Annotated in this window: 17 protein-coding genes and 3 pseudogenes; 6 read left to right on the forward strand and 14 right to left on the reverse strand. The window is 55.6% G+C overall.

Annotated features, from left to right (window positions below; translation table 11 throughout):
• Positions 1-820: 820 nt before the first annotated feature.
• Positions 821-1,306: pseudogene (locus tag LC334_RS18635) on the reverse strand (integrase core domain-containing protein); the annotation flags it as partial.
• A 790-nt stretch (positions 1,307-2,096) separates the two neighbouring features.
• Between LC334_RS18635 and LC334_RS18640 the strand changes: the two are divergent.
• Positions 2,097-2,342 (forward strand): hypothetical protein, encoded by a 246-nt coding sequence (locus LC334_RS18640; RefSeq protein WP_085801736.1) that lies wholly within the window; start codon positions 2,097-2,099, stop codon positions 2,340-2,342.
• Positions 2,343-3,375: 1,033 nt separating this feature from the next.
• Here the strand turns inward: LC334_RS18640 and LC334_RS18645 are convergent.
• Together LC334_RS18645 and LC334_RS18650 are read right to left on the reverse strand one after the other, a co-directional pair.
• Positions 3,376-3,534 (reverse strand): annotated as a pseudogene (locus LC334_RS18645) (transposase); the annotation flags it as partial.
• A gap of 1,153 nt (positions 3,535-4,687) precedes the next feature.
• Entirely contained in the window at positions 4,688-4,963 is a 276-nt protein-coding gene (locus tag LC334_RS18650; protein ID WP_085801738.1) for a hypothetical protein, read from the reverse strand.
• A 689-nt stretch (positions 4,964-5,652) separates the two neighbouring features.
• On the opposite strand from LC334_RS18650, the gene LC334_RS18655 reads away from it, so the two are divergent.
• Both LC334_RS18655 and LC334_RS18660 read left to right on the forward strand, forming a co-directional pair.
• Positions 5,653-5,811: a hypothetical protein gene (locus LC334_RS18655; RefSeq protein ID WP_176237740.1), complete on the forward strand. Its 159-nt coding sequence runs from the start codon at positions 5,653-5,655 to the stop codon at positions 5,809-5,811.
• A gap of 277 nt (positions 5,812-6,088) precedes the next feature.
• Positions 6,089-6,448 carry an H-NS histone family protein gene (locus LC334_RS18660; protein WP_085801740.1) on the forward strand — a complete coding sequence of 120 codons (360 nt, stop codon included), beginning with the start codon at positions 6,089-6,091 and terminating at the stop codon, positions 6,446-6,448.
• A 517-nt stretch (positions 6,449-6,965) separates the two neighbouring features.
• Here LC334_RS18660 and minE read toward each other — a convergent pair.
• From minE to minC, 3 genes are read right to left on the reverse strand one after another with little or no spacing between them, the layout of a single operon-like run.
• Positions 6,966-7,250 carry a cell division topological specificity factor MinE gene (gene minE, locus LC334_RS18665; RefSeq protein WP_085801741.1) on the reverse strand — a complete coding sequence of 95 codons (285 nt, stop codon included), beginning with the start codon at positions 7,248-7,250 and terminating at the stop codon, positions 6,966-6,968.
• Positions 7,247-8,095: a septum site-determining protein MinD gene (gene minD, locus LC334_RS18670; protein WP_085801742.1), complete on the reverse strand. Its 849-nt coding sequence runs from the start codon at positions 8,093-8,095 to the stop codon at positions 7,247-7,249. The genes minE and minD overlap by 4 nt, the downstream gene beginning before the upstream one ends.
• Positions 8,092-8,724: a septum site-determining protein MinC gene (gene minC / locus LC334_RS18675; RefSeq protein WP_244900073.1), complete on the reverse strand. Its 633-nt coding sequence runs from the start codon at positions 8,722-8,724 to the stop codon at positions 8,092-8,094. The genes minD and minC overlap by 4 nt, the downstream gene beginning before the upstream one ends.
• A 516-nt stretch (positions 8,725-9,240) precedes the next feature.
• Between minC and LC334_RS18680 the strand changes: the two genes are divergently transcribed.
• Together LC334_RS18680 and LC334_RS18685 are read left to right on the forward strand one after the other, a co-directional pair.
• Positions 9,241-9,837: a DUF6088 family protein gene (locus LC334_RS18680; protein ID WP_085801744.1), complete on the forward strand. Its 597-nt coding sequence runs from the start codon at positions 9,241-9,243 to the stop codon at positions 9,835-9,837.
• A gap of 2 nt (positions 9,838-9,839) precedes the next feature.
• Complete coding sequence (locus LC334_RS18685) at positions 9,840-10,847, forward strand: nucleotidyl transferase AbiEii/AbiGii toxin family protein (RefSeq protein WP_085801745.1); 1,008 nt, start codon at positions 9,840-9,842, stop codon at positions 10,845-10,847.
• 8 nt (positions 10,848-10,855) lie between these two features.
• Here the strand turns inward: LC334_RS18685 and LC334_RS18690 are convergent, their stop codons facing one another.
• Genes LC334_RS18690 through LC334_RS18700 form a run of 3 tightly spaced genes read right to left on the reverse strand, consistent with a single transcriptional unit; the run spans position 10,856 to position 12,617 of the window.
• Positions 10,856-11,104, reverse strand: a complete 249-nt coding sequence (locus LC334_RS18690) for a WGR domain-containing protein (RefSeq protein WP_085801746.1) — start codon at positions 11,102-11,104, stop codon at positions 10,856-10,858.
• Positions 11,088-11,705 (reverse strand): SMC-Scp complex subunit ScpB, encoded by a 618-nt coding sequence (gene scpB, locus LC334_RS18695; RefSeq protein ID WP_085801747.1) that lies wholly within the window; start codon positions 11,703-11,705, stop codon positions 11,088-11,090. Before scpB ends, LC334_RS18690 begins: the two co-directional genes overlap by 17 nt.
• Before the next feature lie 3 nt (positions 11,706-11,708).
• The gene (locus LC334_RS18700) at positions 11,709-12,617 is read right to left on the reverse strand and encodes a DUF1403 family protein (RefSeq protein ID WP_085801748.1); all 909 of its coding nucleotides are present in this window, start codon (positions 12,615-12,617) and stop codon (positions 11,709-11,711) included.
• A 126-nt stretch (positions 12,618-12,743) separates the two neighbouring features.
• Here LC334_RS18700 and LC334_RS18705 point away from each other — a divergent pair.
• A pseudogene (locus LC334_RS18705) lies at positions 12,744-13,069 on the forward strand (integrase); the annotation flags it as partial.
• Positions 13,070-13,135: 66 nt separating this feature from the next.
• Here the strand turns inward: LC334_RS18705 and repC are convergent.
• From repC to LC334_RS18730, 5 genes are all read right to left on the reverse strand, one after another.
• Entirely contained in the window at positions 13,136-14,374 is a 1,239-nt protein-coding gene (repC, locus tag LC334_RS18710) for a plasmid replication protein RepC (protein ID WP_085801749.1), read from the reverse strand.
• A gap of 176 nt (positions 14,375-14,550) precedes the next feature.
• Positions 14,551-15,564, reverse strand: a complete 1,014-nt coding sequence (gene repB, locus LC334_RS18715) for a plasmid partitioning protein RepB (protein ID WP_085801750.1) — start codon at positions 15,562-15,564, stop codon at positions 14,551-14,553.
• On the reverse strand, positions 15,561-16,772 hold the full coding sequence (repA, locus tag LC334_RS18720; protein WP_085801751.1) for a plasmid partitioning protein RepA: 1,212 nt from the start codon (positions 16,770-16,772) through the stop codon (positions 15,561-15,563). Before repA ends, repB begins: the two co-directional genes overlap by 4 nt.
• A 182-nt stretch (positions 16,773-16,954) precedes the next feature.
• A complete protein-coding gene (locus tag LC334_RS18725) occupies positions 16,955-17,716 on the reverse strand; it encodes an anti-sigma factor family protein (protein WP_085801752.1) in 762 nt (253 codons plus the stop codon).
• Positions 17,713-18,255, reverse strand: coding sequence for an RNA polymerase sigma factor (locus tag LC334_RS18730; protein WP_223413074.1), 543 nt, complete (start codon positions 18,253-18,255; stop codon positions 17,713-17,715). Before LC334_RS18730 ends, LC334_RS18725 begins: the two co-directional genes overlap by 4 nt.
• Positions 18,256-18,257 lie beyond the last annotated feature (2 nt).

An 18,257-nucleotide genomic window follows, 5' to 3' on the forward strand; every position in this document is an offset into this window, starting at 1 on the left:
AGATCAACAAATTACAGAGGCTGGAAGTTTAATCAAGAACGCCCGCGAAGCGCTCCGAAAAGACCTGCGCGACCAGGTTGAAAAAAGGCGTAGTTCTCGAAAATCTGACATTTCAACCGGCGCTCAACAGCATAGCTGACATCCGGTAACACGGGTAGCGTTTCTAAATTATCTAAACCTATACTAGCTTTGTAGGAGATTCTCTCAATAGATAATGACGTGAAAGAAATATTTGCGAGCTGTGGATGCAGGCAGGTACCATCGTTTCCGCCATTCTCAAGGGTCGCTTTCGCTGTCATCGTACCCTCCGCGATCGGCAAATAGATTGCTGGGGAGTGGTGGCCGGGTATTGTATCGCCAGTCCAGGCAGGATTGCCCGTGCTCAATTCCAGATCCAACCACCGGTTGATTTCCTCAAGTTTTCGCCCGAAGTCGATTTCGGGGATTCTCACACATATTCTTATGGGAATCTGAGATGCCCCTATGCGCTAACCTAGTCTTGTGCTTAGTCGTCGCGGTCGTTGCCCGGGCATCTGTTGCGATGAATGCTGGCCCTCAGGCTGAGGAGAGGCGTCAATTAAGGCTGACAAGCTATCAACTAAATCGTCTAAAGCATTCGCAGTATTATCGAAACCTTCTTCGCGTGCAACTTTTGCCGCGTGAATGCATCTGATCAAAAGCTGATATGCAACCATTGGAACCCCCAGATTAGTAAGAAGCTGGGCTACTTATGGGTGGCATATTCTTAATAAAATCCTAATGAGCTCTTAAGTGACCTGCTCCCCTTGAGCAGCCCCACTTGAGTGGTCCATGTTAAAAGTTAGTGCATGATTGGCCGTTGGTCCATCGGGATGATGGCCTCTGGCGCAGGTGGGCGGTAGCCCAATGCACTATGGGGTCGTTTGGTGTTGTAATGTTTCCTCCAGCTTTCGATGATGATTTGGGCTTCACGTAGCGAGTAGAAGATTTCGCCGTTTAACAGCTCGTCTCTCATCCGCCCGTTGAAGCTCTCGCAGTATCCGTTCTCCCAGGGCGATCCGGGCTCAATGTAAGCAGTCTTGGCTCCGACGGCTTTGATCCAGTCTCTGACAGCCTCAGCGATGAACTCCGGGCCGTTGTCTGAACGAATGTAGGCAGGCACGCCGCGCAGAATGAACAGGTCTGTGAGAGCATCGATTACCTCAGTCGAGTTCAGCTTTCGCTTTACTCGGATAGCCAGGCATTCTCGGCTGTGTTCGTCCAGAATGTTCAGCGTCCTAAAAGCCCTGCCGTCATCCGTACGATGATGCACGAAGTCGTAAGAATAGTCCTCGATTTGAGGCTAGCCTGTTCTCCAACGAAGGAGACAAACGATGAAGAGAAACCGTTTCAACAAAGAGCAGACTATTTGCATAGTTCGAAGTTTAAATTTGTTAAAATTTACACTTTGTTAACTATAAACAATTCTTTTGGATTTCAAAAAGTGAGGCCAGGACAATGTATCGCTATGAGTGGATATCTAATGTTATCGACGACCTTGAGCACTTTGCCGAACGTGAGGGTTTGGAAAACTTGCGAGAGTGGTTTGAACATGCACGCAGAGCAATCGTGTTAGACGGGAAAATCCTTGAAGAAGCCGAATTGACATTATCAACAGACGCAGAACATCGAGGACAATCTGATCTCACCACTAGAACTAGTTAAGTTCGTTAAGCCGACAATATTCCGGCTCTATCCCGCCTTTACCGTCTGGTTTTGGCAGGACTCGCATAGGCATCCAATCCTTCCTCGTATTCCGTCATGATACTATTGACGGCCATTTCCACTGAAAACCCCCTGGGTAAATCTCGATACTGTGAACCTCAGTCGTCCCGCACCACAGCTGCTATCTTCCCTGTCAGACACCGCAATATGGTGCGTTCTAACCGTAGCGAGTTGAGACTCTAATGTGTTCTTATGCGTAATTTGACCAACGTTGTATTGGGCGTTCCGGGAGTAATTGCCTTTTCACGGTAAGTCTTTTCGATGAATTTCGAATTTCACCAGATGCTTAACCTGTTCTTAGTAAACAACTGATTGTTTTCAATCTGCTTTTGATCATGGGAAGGGTCGAAATAATGAAAGCAAGTAAGACTCACGGTTGGTTTGATCTTGTTCTTTTAGACTTGGTCAAATTTGCAGGTCATAATAATCTTCAACACACGGCTGGAAAACTGGCGGAGGTTTATAATCTTCTTCAAACTGAGCGTGCGGGCCAAGAAGCGCCGCACGGCGAAAATTTCGTTTGCAAATCGGTAACGGTTTCAATGGCGCGCAAAACAGACGAAGAAATGTATAACTGCGTGCGGTGGTACGATTATTGACATATTCGTCAGAAGTCTGTGTGCGTTTATGTTAGGTGCAAAACATAACCCAATAAACTAATCAATATACCTCTATTACAAATAGTATGATCCCAATCTTACTGGTTTGGGATATTGACTTGCTGCGTAGACAAGCAATTTCGTCGCATCTTTGTTCCGCAAATTTTCGGTTTTGTCTTTAGGAAGGCCTTGATCCACATTCACCAGCCTTCCGGTAGGATTGGCTGGCGGTCGTTTAATCTTGAACGCCTCCGGATCCAGTCGAAACGTCGCCGTTGCAACGAGCTATTGTTAATATTTTCAGAGAATTAGAAGATCTGGTCAAATCTGAACTCGCAGCGCTACTTTCTACCTCATTGTTCGATAGCGTGTCTGCGGAAGATGCAATTGTAGCAGTCAAATAGGTCGTTAGCGAGTTCAAATTGCCTTCTTCCGCATGACCCGCGGTACTGTAATCGCGAGGCTTTCCGCAAGACATCGGAGCGGGTATCCGGTTACATCGCCGGGGTCTCACATGTACCGGTAGACATCAACTCACGCCAAGCCCGCCTACCATGCCCGGAATATAGCAAGGCTTGAGAGTAACAGGATTCAGGTTGATATTATTTGAAAGGTTTTCCAAGGACAAACGAAGCCCCGCCAATGGGGTGAAGACGGGGCCTCGTTCTTCCAGCCCCTGCCACTTGGAGCGCTGCTAATTAACGGCAGAAACATGAATTTGATGTTATACACACATAGCAATTCCACAGATACTTCAAGCAATTCGAATTGGATTTTTCAGGTTGTATAGGGCGCCTTGTTTTGGCGGCCGTTTTGCGAGGTACATTTGTGAAGCATAATTTCCGCGAGAAAGACAATGGTCCGACCTGACGCTGCCGCAGATCGAACGCGTTAAGGGCAACCATCTTCTCGAAACCGCACTCGAACCAGAAGACAGGCAACAGACATGCTCTTGACGGATATCTGCCATTGGAAATCTGTATGCTGCAATGTTCTAATTGATGGTGGTTGATGGCCGTGATAAGGTTGAGAGCATCTCGGACACGCTCATCCCGGCATAGACCTTCTTCCAGCGATAGAACGTCGCCTCCGCGATTCCCATCTTGCGGCAGATCTCGCCAACCCCGGCCCCGATTTCCATCTGGTGCAACGCAAAGGCAATCTGGTCGTCTGTAAGTCGTTTCTTCGGCATTGGTGCACTCCTTCTCTGGCCAGAAACTTACCCAAAATTTCGCATTCACTTCGGATAGCGTCAGGGATCAAGACCACCAATCATGGAAATAAAGTTGTCGGATTCGCGACACTTTGGAAGCGTAATATATTAGCTGATTTCACGAAAATTGTTCACCATTGCAGAGCTCGCGACAATTTTCTCAAATTCATTAACCTGCAGTTAACCGATATATTTCATCCTATGGTTGAAATACTGAGCTATATCAGGCAGATAAAAATGATTGGAATAGTTTTCGTCGCAATGTTCTCCGGATCACTAATGGCGGTCGCTCTAACGTTTTCTGGATGGCCACTTTGGATGGCTATGGCGAGTTATGTTGGCTGCGGGTTACTTGGTCTTGTGCTGTGTGCAATCGTGGAACACGTTCATCCGTCACTTACAAATGGCATAAAACTCGCATTAGCGTTTGTCTTTCGTTCCAGCAACAGCCAGAAGACAAAGCAGGAATTATTTCAGCCGAGACCAGTCCCTGCACTGTCGGTGAAGCCTCACGCAGTTAATGGCAAAACGTGCCGTCGAAAACTCCATTCAACCAAACCAATAACAATAATTTCTCACCGTAAATCCATAGGCAAATACACCGACAAATTGCCGTTCTCCAATCAGAATACCAGCCCATAACCAGATAGGTTATCGTTCCGCTTCTTCTTCGCAGCAAGCAGGCATTCGGCAGCGACAATCCACTCTTCTATTTTTTCGTCAGGTGCTCCACTGCCCTGTAAGCGGCACAGGCATATCAGTTGCAGGCCAACTCCCCGAAATTAAATCATTGGCTGCAGGACACAATAAGCTCCATCTCCGTAGTCTTACCAGGTGATAGAGCAACTCTGAATGCCAGCCGGTCGGGCTGGCTTGTCGGACAGATAACCCATGCCAGTACCTACGCTCCTGCAACTGAGTTATTTGCCCGTGGTGTCTCAGGTGCCGCTAGTGAAGCAGCTAGGGTGCAAGGCGGGCCAGAATAGCGGAACAACGCGGCAGAGGCTACTGTACCCATTGCAATCTTTATACCCAAAGCAGATGACAAGTGTGAAATCAAGCCGAAGGCAGTTGATCCGGAAGAATGGCTACATTGATACAGGCCAATGCCAAAACAGAGCTTTTGAGCAATTTATTCAAGCAGGTATTCTCTGGCGAACTCGTCTTTTTGCCGGACGTACATCACTACAGAAAGTACCAGCACGACAAAAATCCCTGATACGCAATATGCAATTCCTGCGATAACCAACGACTGAACGAAGAGCGCCGCCGACATCGCAGAGGCCAGGCCGACGAATACACCAATAGTGAGAACAGCAATTATTCCGGAAGCACCATTTTTCCGAACCTTTGAATTGTGGATTGCTCCGTTGCAGCTTTGGTCGGTTTTGTGAGTGAGGATGTTCATGCTGCCATACGTCGCATATCGATTGAATTAACTAAATTGGGGGAATCCCGTATAATGACGACGTAGGTGAAAAATCCTGGTGGATGCGGTGGAACACTCGGAATTGATGAAGAGCCCTTCGTTTAGACCTAGCAACCTCAATGCGCCCAGGGTTTGAACGGTTCATATCGCGTTATCTGACGGAGACTGCGACAAAGGAGGAGCCGACGCGCGATAAAAGCAATACCGGCGAGATAATGCCGTATTAACCAAAAAAATGTTTCAAGCGAATGAAATCATTAGGGATTTTTTAAGGAAATGGCTCCATTTATCGGCAAACTTTCGCAAAAACCTGGAGAAAATAATGAATACTCAAGGGGTTCTAGTCCGAGCTATGAATGCCGCAACAAAAGCACGAGAACGAGGCTTCATAAACACTGCGGATGCCTTTGATGGAATCGTTAAAAGCCTGTTGCGACTTATGAATTCGCAAACACAATCTATCGACGAAAAGAGAGGGAACTCGTCCACAGACGAATTCCACTTTCATTGATTAGAAGTCATGTTCAGGTTTGCTAATCGGCTTTTCACCCTTTTTAACTGATTTCTCTGAGGTATCTCTCACTGTCTGACATCAGCACCTATCGGATAAGTTTTGGGGTTTGATTAGCGGAGGATTTCTGGTTCATCGAAGCAAATATGGAACGAAGATGAGTAAGAAATCCGGAACATCAAAGGGCGCTGCTGACAAGCCGGTCAGGGGTATTAAACGGAAAACCCATAAGCATTACTCAGCTGAGGAGAAGATTAAGATTGTCTTGGCTGGCCTTTGTGGTGAAGACGGTATCGCCGCCCTATCCCATTTCTGATCGGAATAAAGACAACCGCTCAGTGACGACTTCAACCCGCAGAACGACGCACTTCATGGGTGGTCTTCACAAAGGTTGTATAGATGCCGGTTGAAACTAGGTAGAAAATGGCCCAAAGCTACACCTCGCCTGGTTCAACTATTGCTGTAGCGCGGCCGATTAAACCCAGAAAATCGTAGAGTGATGCCATTCTGTTTACGGAGTGTCGGAACTACTTTTATTTGTCGAACGTCCATAGTAGATGGAGGCGTCAATCAAGCTGGAGACGTAAAACGAAATGGCGAAGATCGATCTCAAACCGCTGTCGTTGAAAGAACTGGAATCACTCAAATCGCGTGTCGAAAAAGCAATTGAGCGACACGAAGTAAAACGAAAAGCCGACGCAGTAGCCGAGTTGAAAGCAAAGGCAAAAGAGTTGGGCTTCTCATTGAATGACTTGGTCGCTAGCGCAGCGCCAAAACCCAAAGCAATCGCGCCGAAAAAAAGAAGCACCACTCCCAAGAAGAAAGTACCTGCCAAAGTAGCATATCGTCATCCCGATGATGCATCTAAGACCTGGATCGGCCTTGGCCCCCGGCCGACATGGCTGAAACAAGAACTGGCAGATGGAAAACAGTTGGCCGATTTCAATGTATGAATCAGCGGCACTAAAGACACTATTTTCCTACTTAGTTGATTGATTGACCGGCCTAAAGGAGAAATTGGACCACGTCCAGAATCCGTCTGTAGGTTACCTAAACAGCCAAGCGCATGTGCCGACAGGTGCTGTAAAAGGGCATCTGCGACGGCATCTGGACTTTTTGAGTTTAGTTGAACAGCGGTTTGGTGAATGGTCGCGCATTGGCACTTATGCAAACGCGCTTGGATGCTCAGAGAAAAGCCTAAGTCGCTCCGCGAAAGCGATTTCGCGTCAAACGCCACATCAGATTCTGACCACGTGGATTATACTGGAAGCGAAGAGGCAATTGGCGAATTCAGAAAAGCGGGTTGCGACCGTCGGTTACCCGCCCGTCATGGGATGAGCAGCGTCAGCGACTAACACACCCCGCTGGGGCCGCACTTCCTGAACGAGGGCACGACCTACATGAGTCCGCCCAATGGCATGCGGTTCGCGCAGGTCTTATTCTGTGTGGCGGATCGAGGCGATGAACGGCTTAGGACTGCGTTCCTCGGACCGCCGTTGCGCCACACGGCAGCTCGATATTGATTTCGAGACAGGAGACGTCCTGGCCCTTCTCCATTCTGATATCGACACCCTCGTCGTCGACCTCGACGTACTTTCTGATCACTTCGACGATTTCGCTTTGAAGATGCGACAGATAGTCTGGCGCGGTGGAGCCGCCGCGGCGCTCATGGGCGAGCAGGACCTGCAGCCGGTCCTTCGCAGTCTGTGCCGAGGTTGCGCGGCGCGGTTTGAAAGAGAAACCGAAGAAGCTCATGCCGTGCGCCCGAGCAGTCGTTGAAACAGGCCGGGGCGGCGATCGGCCAGAACGCGCATCTGGACCTCTTCGCCAATCAGCCGCGCGACAGCGTCCTCGTAAGCGGTGGCCGCGCCGGAGGGCCCGTCGAGGACAACAGGCGTACCGACATTCGATGCGCGCAACACCGCCTGACTTTCGGGGACAATCCCCAGGAGCGGCACGGCGAGGATTTCCAAGACGTCCTCGACGGTCATCATTTCACCGCTGTCGATCCGACCCCTGTCATGACGCGTCAGGAGGACCTGCGCTTTGATCGGGTCCGCGCCTTCGGTTTCTGCGCGCTTGGTCTGGCTGCTGAGCAAGCCCAGCACGCGGTCACTGTCGCGGACGGATGACACCTCGGGATTGGTGACGACCACCGCCTCGTCGGCGAAATACATCGCCATTTGCGCGCCGCGCTCAATCCCGGCAGGGCTGTCGCAGATGATATAGTCGAAATCCTCTTTCAACTCATTCAGAACCGTCTCGACGCCTTCCTTGGTGAGGGCATCTTTGTCGCGGGTCTGCGAAGTGGGCAGGATCGATAGCGTCTCGATCCGTTTGTCCCGGATCAGCGCCTGTTTCAGCCGCGCGTCCCCCTGAATCACGTTGATGAAATCGAAGACCACGCGGCGTTCGCAGCCCATGGTCATGTCGAGGTTGCGAAGTCCGACATCGAAATCGATAACTACCGTCTTGTAGCCCCGCTGCGCGAGGCCCGCTGAAATCGCGGCCGCCGAGGTGGTCTTGCCGACACCGCCCTTACCGGACGTGATTACAATTACCCGGCCCAGCGGCGGTTCTTCCATCAGTTGCGTCGTCATGCGAGCGCCTCCATGTGTAATCTTTCATCTTTCAGGAATATCTGCATGCACCGGTCCGGGCCCGCCGCTTCAAGTGTCTGGCTCGTCTGGTAGAGGCCGGCGATGGCCACCAGTTCGGCGTCGAGGCTCCGGCAGAAGATGCGCGCCTTATCGTCGCCGTGGACACCGGCCATGGCGCGACCCCTCAAGGTTCCGTAAACATGGATATTTCCACCCGCAATCACCTCGGCACCCGAAGCGACGGAACCGACGATCGTCAGGTCACCACGCTCTGCGACAACCATTTGTCCAGAACGCACGGGCGCCACGACGGTTCTGTTGTCGGGCGGCAGCAGTTTTTCAACGCGGCTCGCGCGGACGGATTTCTCGTTCGGTGCGGGGGCATCGCGCCCGTTGTGGATCGGAATCAGTCCAAGCGATAGAAGGACGTCCGCCTTTAACAGACCTGCATTCTGAATACCGAAGACCAGCAGTTTCCGGCGGCGCAGGTTGTCGACCAGATCGCGGAGCTGTTTCGGGTCGGCCAAACCTGGTTCCTTGGCGAGGTCGATCACCAATGGCGCGTCGGCGAAGAACTGCGGCGTTGCCCGGAGATGGTCGTCCAGTGCTTCGAAAAAGCCGGCATCCATTGCTTTGTTTTCAATTCGAAGCGCAAGCGCAGTCAGAAACCGCCCGCGGATCTGGAATGGCCTGACTGTTAAGGACGCATGGGCGCACCGATCCTGCTCGTATCGTGCTGACACGTTGAAATTTTACTCCTGCTCTTGAAACTGACGCGAGTCGAGTCGCGCTGTTCTTCTTTTTGCTTGTTTTTAGCGGTCTTCGGTCTACGCCGGAAGGCCACCTTGAATCGTCGTCAGCAGGAATTTGCCGCGCGTCGGCCGAACTTCGCTTGGCTGTGCGAATTGACCGAGGCAGGTGTCGCTTGGCACATTAGCAAGAGAGCCGCTTTGCGATTTCAATGTATTTCAGCCTTTCTAGGCCAACATCTTGGAATAGGGTGGCATTGAAGCAAGAGCTGCTAAGACCCATCCGTAGACCTGGTCTTGTTCAAGTTCATGCAACTATCCTGCATGATCCAGCTCACTTCTCCGAATATTGACATTCAGAAAAACATATATTATTTTCTGACATGGAGATAGATCATGATCACATCAAGGATCAAACAGCGCATCATCGGAAAGGGCCGCGGGGCAATTTTTGCGCCGCCAGACTTTCTGGACATCGGATCACGCGCCAGTGTGGACCAGGCTTTGTCGCGCCTGGCCGATCAGGGCATGATTCGGCGCCTGACTCGGGGGCTTTACGATTATCCGAAGCAAAGCCCTCGCTTCGGATTTCTGTCGCCGTCTGCGGATGACATTGCCAGGGCCGTAGCCCGCAAGGACAGTCAGGTCCTGCAACCCTCCCCTGCCATGGCTGCCAACCAGCTTGGGCTGTCCACCCAGGTGCCGTCCAAGCCGACTTACATGACTGATGGACCGACGCGCACCAAAAGAGTGGGCCGGCAGGTGATCCAATTCCGGAATGCCTCGTCCAAGACGCTCGTCGGCGCAGGCCAGAAGACCGGCGCGGTGTTCCAGGCGTTGCGCTATGTCGGCAAGGGTCGGATCGATGATCAGGTGATCAGCAAACTGGCCCGTGCGCTGGATGACAAGGATCGAGCGCAGCTTTCCAAGCAGAGCCGGCACGTCCCGGCCTGGATGCATCCGATCGTGCAGCAGATCGTTGCCCACGCCTGAGCATGGATCACTTCGCCAAGGACACACCAGAAGCCCGAGACGAGGCTTTCCAGGAAACCGCGGCGCAGCTCGGCTTGTCCAAGGCGATCGTTGAAAAGGATTTCTGGGTCTGCTGGTCCCTGAAACAACTCTTCGCCCTGCCCTCCTTTGGCGATCACATGATCTTCAAGGGAGGAACATCCCTTTCCAAAGCCTACAACGTGATCCACCGCTTCTCGGAAGATGTGGACCTGTCACTCGACCGGGCAAAGCTGGGGTTTGACGGTGATCGTGATCCCGAAAACCCTGATCTTTCGGGAAAGAAGCAAAGGCAGTTACTGCAAGAACTGCAGGATGGAGCCAAAGCGGAGGTCTCCGGACCGCTCCTTGCGGAGATTCAGGCCGCATTCGATGCCAACCTGAACCAGGATTTCTCGCTTCTGGTCGATCCAAGCGACGCCCAAACCTTGCTCTGTGCCTATCCTTCGCTATCGGAAAGATCAGACGCGTACGTCAAACCCATCGTGCGTTTTGAGTTCGGCGCACGCGGCGTGCATCTGCCCGCTGAGGTCAGGGGGGTTTCGCCCTACCTGCATGAGGCCTTCCCTGATCTGCTGGGAACAGGTGAGGTCGACTTGAAAGTTCTCGGCGTCGAACGCACCTTCTGGGAGAAGGCAACAATTCTGCATATGCTTTACCATCAGGACACCGCCAAACCCCTCGCGGACCGTATGTCGCGCCATTACTACGATATGGCCCAGCTCATTGGCCACGACGCCAAAACGCTCGCATTAGATAGTCTCGAATTGCTGGAACAGGTCGCGCATCACAAATCCGTCTTCTTCAAGGCAGCCTGGGCCAGTTACGAAAGTGCCAAACCCGGGTCATTGCGTCTTGCACCTAATCCGGAACTAACCGCCGCCCTTCGCAGGGATTACATCGGCATGCGCGAAATGATCTTCGGTGAAGCCCCGGACTTCGATCATATCTTGCGCGTGATCGAGACGTTCGAGGCGGATATCAACAATTGAACCCTGTCTCATACTGCGTAGGGAATTTTACACCGGTTGTAACCGCGCCGACACTTCTGCTTCGACAGTTTGGTGTGGGCGGCTTGGGCTTCTTCTCTTGAGGTAACATAGTCGGTCATTCTTTGTCCGCCGGCGGATCCGATCCGCCCCCATTCTCGGATCAGGCACCATTCGCCAAAAAGCGTCCGTGTGACCTGCATCACGTAAAACCGGTGCTGGCGCTTTTCGGGGATGATCTTCTCAAGCCGGATCTGCATGTGCCTTCCCTGCCCCGGTGATCCCCGCATCCTCCAGCTGCTCGCGGTCCGGCAGGTCGCGCAGGCTTTCCAGTCCAAAGGCTACAAGGAACTGTTCGGTGGTGACAAAAGTGTACGGAGCGCCGCGGCGGGGCGCGCGGGGACCGGTGGCGATGAGGTCGCGGGCGTGCAGGCGACCGATCAAGTCGCGGCTGATCTCCTTGCCGAAGATGTCCTTCAGCCCCTCGCGGGTGATCGGTTGGTGATAGGCGATGGCGGCGAGGACGGCGACATCGAACTCCCGCAGGTCCAGCTCCTGATCTCCCAGATCCGCGGCGGCGCGAATGGCCGGTGCATAGACCGCGCGCGTCCGCAACATCCAGCCCTCTGTCACACGGGCAATCTCGTAGGGGCGCTCAGACAGCTCAACCGCCAGGTCCTCGATCAGCAGATCGACCGAGGCCCCCTGCCCTATCACCTTGGCCAGGTCACCTGTCGGCACCGGCGACGCACTGGCAAAGAGCACCGCCTCGATCCGGCGCATCCATTCCCGCCAGCGCAGGTCTTGCGGCAGATCGAGAAGCTCTCGGTCAAACACGATATCCTGATGATCCTTGGCCATCGTTCAGAGACCATAGAGCCGGAACGTATCGCGCCCGGTCAGCTCACGCACCACGCCCAATTCCACCAGCCGGCCACAGAACCGGCGCGCCGCCCGGTCCGAGTTCAGCGAGGTGAGCGCGGAAGGCGCGACGGCATCCCGGGTCAGAAACAGTTTTAGGGCCTCCCCTGCCCCCTTGGCGCGCAGCTTCGGCGCCACAGCGTGTAGCCGCGCCACGCTGCGGGTCAGGTCGGCCGCCAGCCGCGTTACTTCGACTGTCGACGCAATCACCGCCCGATGGCAGGCCAGGCGCAGATCCTCGCCGCGCTTGCGCAGATCACCGCGTTTGAGTCCCACAGCCAGCAGCGGCACAATGTGGTTCCAGCCCAGGGCCTGCGCCAGAATCGCGTCCGCGAGGATCAGCGCTGTGGCCTCTTCGCGCGGCTTTTCCGCCAGAACCGTCTCTAACACAGCCGCAGACCGCGCCACCGGACCGCCCTGCCCCGCCCCGCGCGGGTCGAACCCGTCGAGCCAGGTCGCGATCTGCTCCGGCGCCAGGGTCGGTAACGCGCGGTGCAATGCCTTGACCGCGATCGGCCGCTCGACCGCGTGCCGCCAGGACAGGGTGACCTCACCCGCCGGTCCGGGCTGATCTCCGGGCTGCAAAAACGCCACCGCGTCGCGCAGCTCCCCTGCCCTTTCGGAACGTCCTGAGCGCATCATACAGGCCTCTGCCGCACGCAGGGCCAGGCGCTCGCGCAACAAGCTCTGGGGCACATCTTCCCGGCTCACCACAAGATGCAGGTGGGCAAGCGCCGCGCCTGACAAAAACGCCACATCTTCAGGGGTCTCTGCACGGCCAGAGGTGACCCAATCGGGAAGTTTCGGTAGGCTGTTCAAATCGTCCGAGATGGTGCCTGGCTGATATGTCATGCCACAACACTAGTCTCAGACGGCGCTTTCGTCCACAATATAGTGTAGAAACCGCCCCGCTTCGCCGTTCTCCGCCATGTCCAATAAGGTTGATTTATCGGACATAAATAAGATAGGCTCGGAAACATGAGCGACACACCCGAAAACCAACCGCCAGAAGCCGAGAAATCGACGTCGGCGCCCATTGATACCACCGATGAAGATCAACGCGACGAGAGAGATCACCCAGAAAGCAATCCGATCGCCCTGCCCTCTCATGTTGCCGGATCTGGTACGCTTGACCGGCTTGTCGACACGGCCCGCGACTACGCCAAAGCCTCCACGGCCGAAAACACCAACAAGGCCTCTACCTGACCGACCTGGCCGCACCGACAGGTCCCTCCTCTGCCCTATCGGTCAGCACGATTGATCGACGTCTTTCCGGGCTTGCTTGGAACTATGCGCAGCGGGGGCTGCCGGTTCACAGCTGTGAACTCGGGCACGCAGCATCGTACGGGTTGTTCACAACTGTGAACTTCTTACGCCGCCTCCCGTCGCATCAACGCCATGATCATGGGGCCGCAGGAGAATCCTCCGAGGGCGGCCTTTCCGGTAAGGCTTCGTAAATACCCACCGGGTGACTGGATATCCGCAAAGCGCTCGAGCATGGCCACCATGACCACGGAGGCCTCTTCGGGGCCCATGTGGCGTTTGGCGTCGTCCCAGGCGGAGGGTGAAACGCCCATCATCGGGCGAAGAATATCTGCGGCCCTGACCAATTCGTGCCAATGGCGTACGGGACCGTCACAATAGGTTCGGAACTCGCGGCAGGCAGCCAGCACAAGCCCGAGCGGAATGTTTGGCAATTTCTCGTCGCCGATATCCGGGGGCGTTGGTTCGCCCATCTCTTCGGACACCAGATTATCGGTATCGGCACTAGCAGAAGCAGGCGCACTACCCTCGCCCTTTGCTTTTTCTAAGCAAGGTTCAAGATCATAAGATTCTTTATTTGAATTCTGATAGTGATGCTCATCTTCGACAGCATTGGTGCTCATATCTTCCGTTTCAGATGGATCAATGCGATTGCGTGCTTCGCCAAGAGCAGCTGCCAGCATCGCCTCAAGGTCTCTAAGCTCCGCCATATCCAGTTTGCGGCGAAGATCGCGGGCCGAGAGGGCGGCAAGGTCAGAGAACTGATCCCAGACCGAAAGATCCGGGCGCTGTGCCCGGCCATACTCTGCCAGACCGGCCAGATCGCGCCGCATGAGGCTTACAGAGGCGCGCAGGCGCTTGTGACGCTCCTCTGCCGCCCGGCCGGCCTCGGCGGCCTCACAGACCTCGTGAAAACGGCGCACGAGCGGCGAAAGATCAAACCCGAAGGCGATCTTGTCATCACCGTAGCGCCGCGCATAGCGTTTGCCGTTGGGGCTGTCGCGGCGTACCACAAAGCCGGTCTGCACCAGGTTGCCGAGATGCCGCCGCATGGTGGAACAGGGCATCCCGTTCAAACGCTCACAAATCGCCTTGTTCGACGGATGAACGATCAGATTGTCATCATTGCCGCCAAGGATCGTCTTCTGGTGAAAGCTGACAAGCGCCTGAAGCACGGTCAGATCGCGATCGGAAAGGCCAAAGGCCACCCGTGCGGCGGCCAGCTCGCGCAGCATTTCCCACTTGTTGGCGCCGGTGGGCGGCAGATCCTCCTGTGTTGCCGCCTGATGTTTCAGAATGGCAGCATCCACTGTTCGCCTGAACGGCGTTACGGGGGTGTAGTCCATTTTTGCATCACGAAGACAAAGAAAATGCGGCCCGCGAATCACTTTGGACTTGCGAAAAAAGGCTCCGGGCACTAGCTTGAGAGTGTGAGAAACAAGTTAGGGTCTCGTGGAGCGGTGTCTTTGCGGGACCTTTTCTTTGGCCTGATCGTGCCTCCTTTTTTAGTTTCTGCTCTTCCTCAGTCTTCCGAACGCTGAAGCCAGCGCGCGTGAAGCTCTTCTATCAAGTCTTGTGCCTCAGCCTCGACCCAGTCGGCAAACGCGCCGCTTTCAAGGCTGATCGATACGCCCCTAGGGGTGCGTTTGACCGATCCACCGCGACGGCCCGCAAGCTTGAGCGTAAAGCCGGACGCGCGGGCAGGGGGCTCGGGTTTGGGTTTTTTAGCCTCTGCCTTTCCAACCGTCGCGGCAACCGCGTCGAAGGCGAGCACCGAGGGGTCCTCGAACGGGCCACTTTCTTCGACCACCATTGCGACGGCGGCGTTGTCCTGGGCTTTTTCGGCGATGCGGATCAGCCGGGTACGATCTGCGCGGGTCTCTTCGATCGCCTTGCCCAACGCCTCCCATTTCGGGCGGCCAATGCCGTGGGCCGGGCCGATGGTGCGGGCCAGATCGGTGCCAACCATATCGACCACAGCCAGCGCCATCGAAATGGCAGACTTGGTGACGGTCAGCACCTCTGCAACCTGTGATTGTGTTCCGAAGCCGGATTTGACCAGCTCCTGCGCGAACAGAGCCTTTTCAATGAAGGACAGGTCGCGCCGCGCCATGTTTTCCGATATCTGTGCCCTGAGCGCCGCGTCATCGTCAAGGTTGGCCACAAGCGCGCGGACCTTTTCAACCTTGTCAGAGCCGCGGATCGCTTCTAGCCGGCGACGGCCATAGACCAGCAGATACCGGTCAGACTGGCCCGGGTCGCGGCGCACCAGGATCGGCACGGTCTGGCCGTTCGCTTCGATCGCGTCGCGCAGATCGAGCACGTCTGCCGGATCAAGCCGGTCGGCCATGCGATCATCGGCGATGGTGGCGGGGTCCAGCTCCCACACATGGTGGGAATCAACGGCGTCCCGGGCCGAGCGCAAGGCGCGGTTCGACGACATCATCTGGGTCGATACGGGCGGGGCAGAGGGGGTGGCCCCGGCGCCCGCAAGACTATCAAGCATTGACATGCGCTTTTTCTTGCCGCTGGTCATGGCCGCCCCCAGGTCTGCTGGATCAGTCCGGCGATCTCGTCATTGACGGCGTTCAGGCTTTCGATCGCCCGGTCATAGGTGGTGCGGGTAAACGCGCTGCGCTCGACCTCGTAGAGCGTCTGCTTGGTTAGGCCCGCATCGGATATCGCGGTGGATTTAAGCATCGGCGCGTTCAGCACAGCGTCACCATACATGGTGCGCAGGAAGGCGACGATCCGGTTCTGCGGCGCATCCGCCGGTTCATAGCGGGTCAGGACATAGCGCATCCAGTCATGGCTCATGTCGGCACCGCTTTCGGCGATCACATCCATCAGGTCGGCGGTCATGCGCAGGAATTGCGACATCGACATCACGTCAAGCATCTCGGGGTGGATCGTGACCAGCACGCCAGTGGCGGCGGAAAGTGCGGACATGGTGAGGAACCCGAGCTGTGGCGGACAGTCGATCACCACTACGTCATACTGCGATTCCACCTGTGTTAGAGCCTCTTTTACCCGGAAAAAGAACAACCCGGCATTGCCCTGCGCCAACGCGCGCGGGGTGTCATGTTCGAACTCCATCAGTTCGAGATTGCCGGGGATCAGGTCGAGATTGGGGATATAGGTCTTGCGGATGACCGAGGCGATCGGGGCAGGGTCGTCATAGCGGATCGCGTCATAGAGTGTGCCGCCATCTACAAGGTCGAATTCGGGCTGGACACCGTGCAGCGCGGTCAGCGACGCCTGCGGATCAAGGTCGATCGCCAGCACACGGTAACCGCTGAGGGCGAGGCGCTGCGCCAGATGGGCCGAGGTGGTGGTTTTGCCCGACCCACCCTTGAAATTCATCACGCCGATGACCTGCAAATGATCAGTATATTTCGTGCGATCCTCCGGATCGACGCGCCGTCCGGGCAGGTAATCGCCGGGTTTGCGGGCGGTTTTTTCCAGCAATTCGCGCAGGGCCTGAATATCCTGCGCCGAATAATGGCGGCGGTTGCCCGGCGTCAGTTCGGGGGAGGGGCCTTTACCATCGAGATGCAGTTTGCGCAGATAGCTGTCATTGACCTTGAGCAGGGCGGCCGCCTCGCCCGAGGTGAAGGTGCGCATGGTCTTTTCGGCATCGGGGGGAAACAGGCTTTCGCGCTGCGTATGGAGCTGGCTTGCCAGCCACTCCGAATGCTGCCGGATCACGGCGTTCAGGTCGTCCTGTACGAAAACCTTGTTCATCTGCCCTCTCACCTCCGCGTGACTTACAGAAAGCCGTGTTCACGGAATTTGGCGTTTATCGCCTCTTTTCCGTGACTATTGTAGCAAGTGTCAGATTCGCGCAAGGTTTTTCTATATCTGGTAGCAGATATACCCGGGTTACACTAACCGCACGGATCAAACCCAGGCCCACGCCCGCCTGATCAGGTCGTGGCGTTGTTCAGGGCCGACCGGAAGGTTTCTGCCGCCTCTTCCAGATAGGGGCTGCCTTTTGGCCCGACCAGCAACACGCCGTAGCCATCATGGGTCCAGGTATAGGTATCCAGCCCGCTCAGCACCTCTGCGGTCATGTCGGGGCTGGTATCGCCGCCGGTTCGCACAATACAGAGCGCCACCGGTCCGCCATCGGTGGTCAGGAAGGTCAGTTGCGCCAGGGGCTTGCCCTTGAACCCAAGCTGCTGGGCGCGTTTGAACGACAGGCCCGGCGCCTCGGGCAGGGAGGTCAGGTCGATGCCCAGGCTGGCCGAGAGACGCTCCAGATCGGCCTGCTGGGCCGCCGGGGTCTGGTTGACCAGCGCCAGCGTTTCGGTGACGTAAAGCGATTGGTAGCTTGCCACCACATCGCGCCAGCCGGGCTCATTGCTGGGCGAGAACTGCCAGGACAGGCCGATGGCCGCGATAACGCCTGCCGCGACCCCCGCCAGCCCGTAGGTCCACGGGGTGCGCGCGGGGGCCTGTCGCACTGCCGGACTATCGTCGAGGGCCGGCATGACCGGGGCTGCGATCAGGGCCTTGTCCATCGCGCGGACAAAGGCGGCCTCGCCCGCCTTCAGCGCGTCGAGCCGTGCGGTCAGCGCCGGATCGGTTTCAAGCGCGCAGGCAATCGCCCGCGCCAGATCATCGGGCGCCTCGCCATCGAGATAGCAGCTCAACTCTTGATCTGAAAACCCGCCTTTGGCTGTCATTTACCAGTTCCCGTCGCTTGATCCATTCGCCGGGCCAGGCTGGCCCGTGCCGCCGAAATACGGCTCATTACCGTGCCCGTCGGAATATCCAATATTTCTGCCGCCTCGGCATATTTGTACCCTTCGACGAATACAAGCAACGCCGCAACGCGCTGCGCCTCGGGCAGCCTGTTCAATTCACTTAACACTTCGCGCGCGAAAATATTCGTCTCAGCCGGCGCAGATCCGTCACTTATTTCATTTTCTTCGATCGCGACAAAACCGGCCGAGCCGCGAATGGCGTCTTTTCGCACCTCGTTCAGCCACACCCGGCGCGCCATGACAAAAAGCCAGCGGTCCAGATGCGTGCCAGCTTGAAAATGCGCCGCCTTCTCGATGGCGCGAGCGCAGGTCGCCTGGGCCAGATCATCCGCCGCGTCGCGTCGCCCGGTCAGCGACAGGCAGAACCGCCAGAGCCGCGGAAAGCAATCTGGTAGCCCGTCGCGTACTGCGCTCTCGGAATTATTTTTGGAAAAATACCGAATAGAGTCGTTCCCCACAG

It is taken from the genome of Roseovarius aestuarii, from assembly GCF_019966515.1.
Classification (GTDB): Bacteria; Pseudomonadota; Alphaproteobacteria; order Rhodobacterales; family Rhodobacteraceae; genus Roseovarius; species Roseovarius aestuarii.

Excerpts from the sequence above, each read along its gene's own strand:
- LC334_RS18640 (WP_085801736.1), top strand. The coding sequence starts at position 2,097 with ATGAAAGCAAGTAAGACTCACGGTTGGTTTGATCTTGTTCTTTTAGAC.
- LC334_RS18650 (WP_085801738.1), bottom strand. The coding sequence starts at position 4,963 with ATGAACATCCTCACTCACAAAACCGACCAAAGCTGCAACGGAGCAATC.
- LC334_RS18655 (WP_176237740.1), top strand. The coding sequence starts at position 5,653 with ATGAGTAAGAAATCCGGAACATCAAAGGGCGCTGCTGACAAGCCGGTC.
- LC334_RS18660 (WP_085801740.1), top strand. The coding sequence starts at position 6,089 with ATGGCGAAGATCGATCTCAAACCGCTGTCGTTGAAAGAACTGGAATCA.
- minE (WP_085801741.1), bottom strand. The coding sequence starts at position 7,250 with ATGAGCTTCTTCGGTTTCTCTTTCAAACCGCGCCGCGCAACCTCGGCA.
- minD (WP_085801742.1), bottom strand. The coding sequence starts at position 8,095 with ATGACGACGCAACTGATGGAAGAACCGCCGCTGGGCCGGGTAATTGTA.
- minC (WP_244900073.1), bottom strand. The coding sequence starts at position 8,724 with ATGGATGCCGGCTTTTTCGAAGCACTGGACGACCATCTCCGGGCAACG.
- LC334_RS18680 (WP_085801744.1), top strand. The coding sequence starts at position 9,241 with ATGATCACATCAAGGATCAAACAGCGCATCATCGGAAAGGGCCGCGGG.
- LC334_RS18685 (WP_085801745.1), top strand. The coding sequence starts at position 9,840 with ATGGATCACTTCGCCAAGGACACACCAGAAGCCCGAGACGAGGCTTTC.
- LC334_RS18690 (WP_085801746.1), bottom strand. The coding sequence starts at position 11,104 with ATGCAGATCCGGCTTGAGAAGATCATCCCCGAAAAGCGCCAGCACCGG.
- scpB (WP_085801747.1), bottom strand. The coding sequence starts at position 11,705 with ATGGCCAAGGATCATCAGGATATCGTGTTTGACCGAGAGCTTCTCGAT.
- LC334_RS18700 (WP_085801748.1), bottom strand. The coding sequence starts at position 12,617 with ATGACATATCAGCCAGGCACCATCTCGGACGATTTGAACAGCCTACCG.
- repC (WP_085801749.1), bottom strand. The coding sequence starts at position 14,374 with ATGGACTACACCCCCGTAACGCCGTTCAGGCGAACAGTGGATGCTGCC.
- repB (WP_085801750.1), bottom strand. The coding sequence starts at position 15,564 with ATGACCAGCGGCAAGAAAAAGCGCATGTCAATGCTTGATAGTCTTGCG.
- repA (WP_085801751.1), bottom strand. The coding sequence starts at position 16,772 with ATGAACAAGGTTTTCGTACAGGACGACCTGAACGCCGTGATCCGGCAG.
- LC334_RS18725 (WP_085801752.1), bottom strand. The coding sequence starts at position 17,716 with ATGACAGCCAAAGGCGGGTTTTCAGATCAAGAGTTGAGCTGCTATCTC.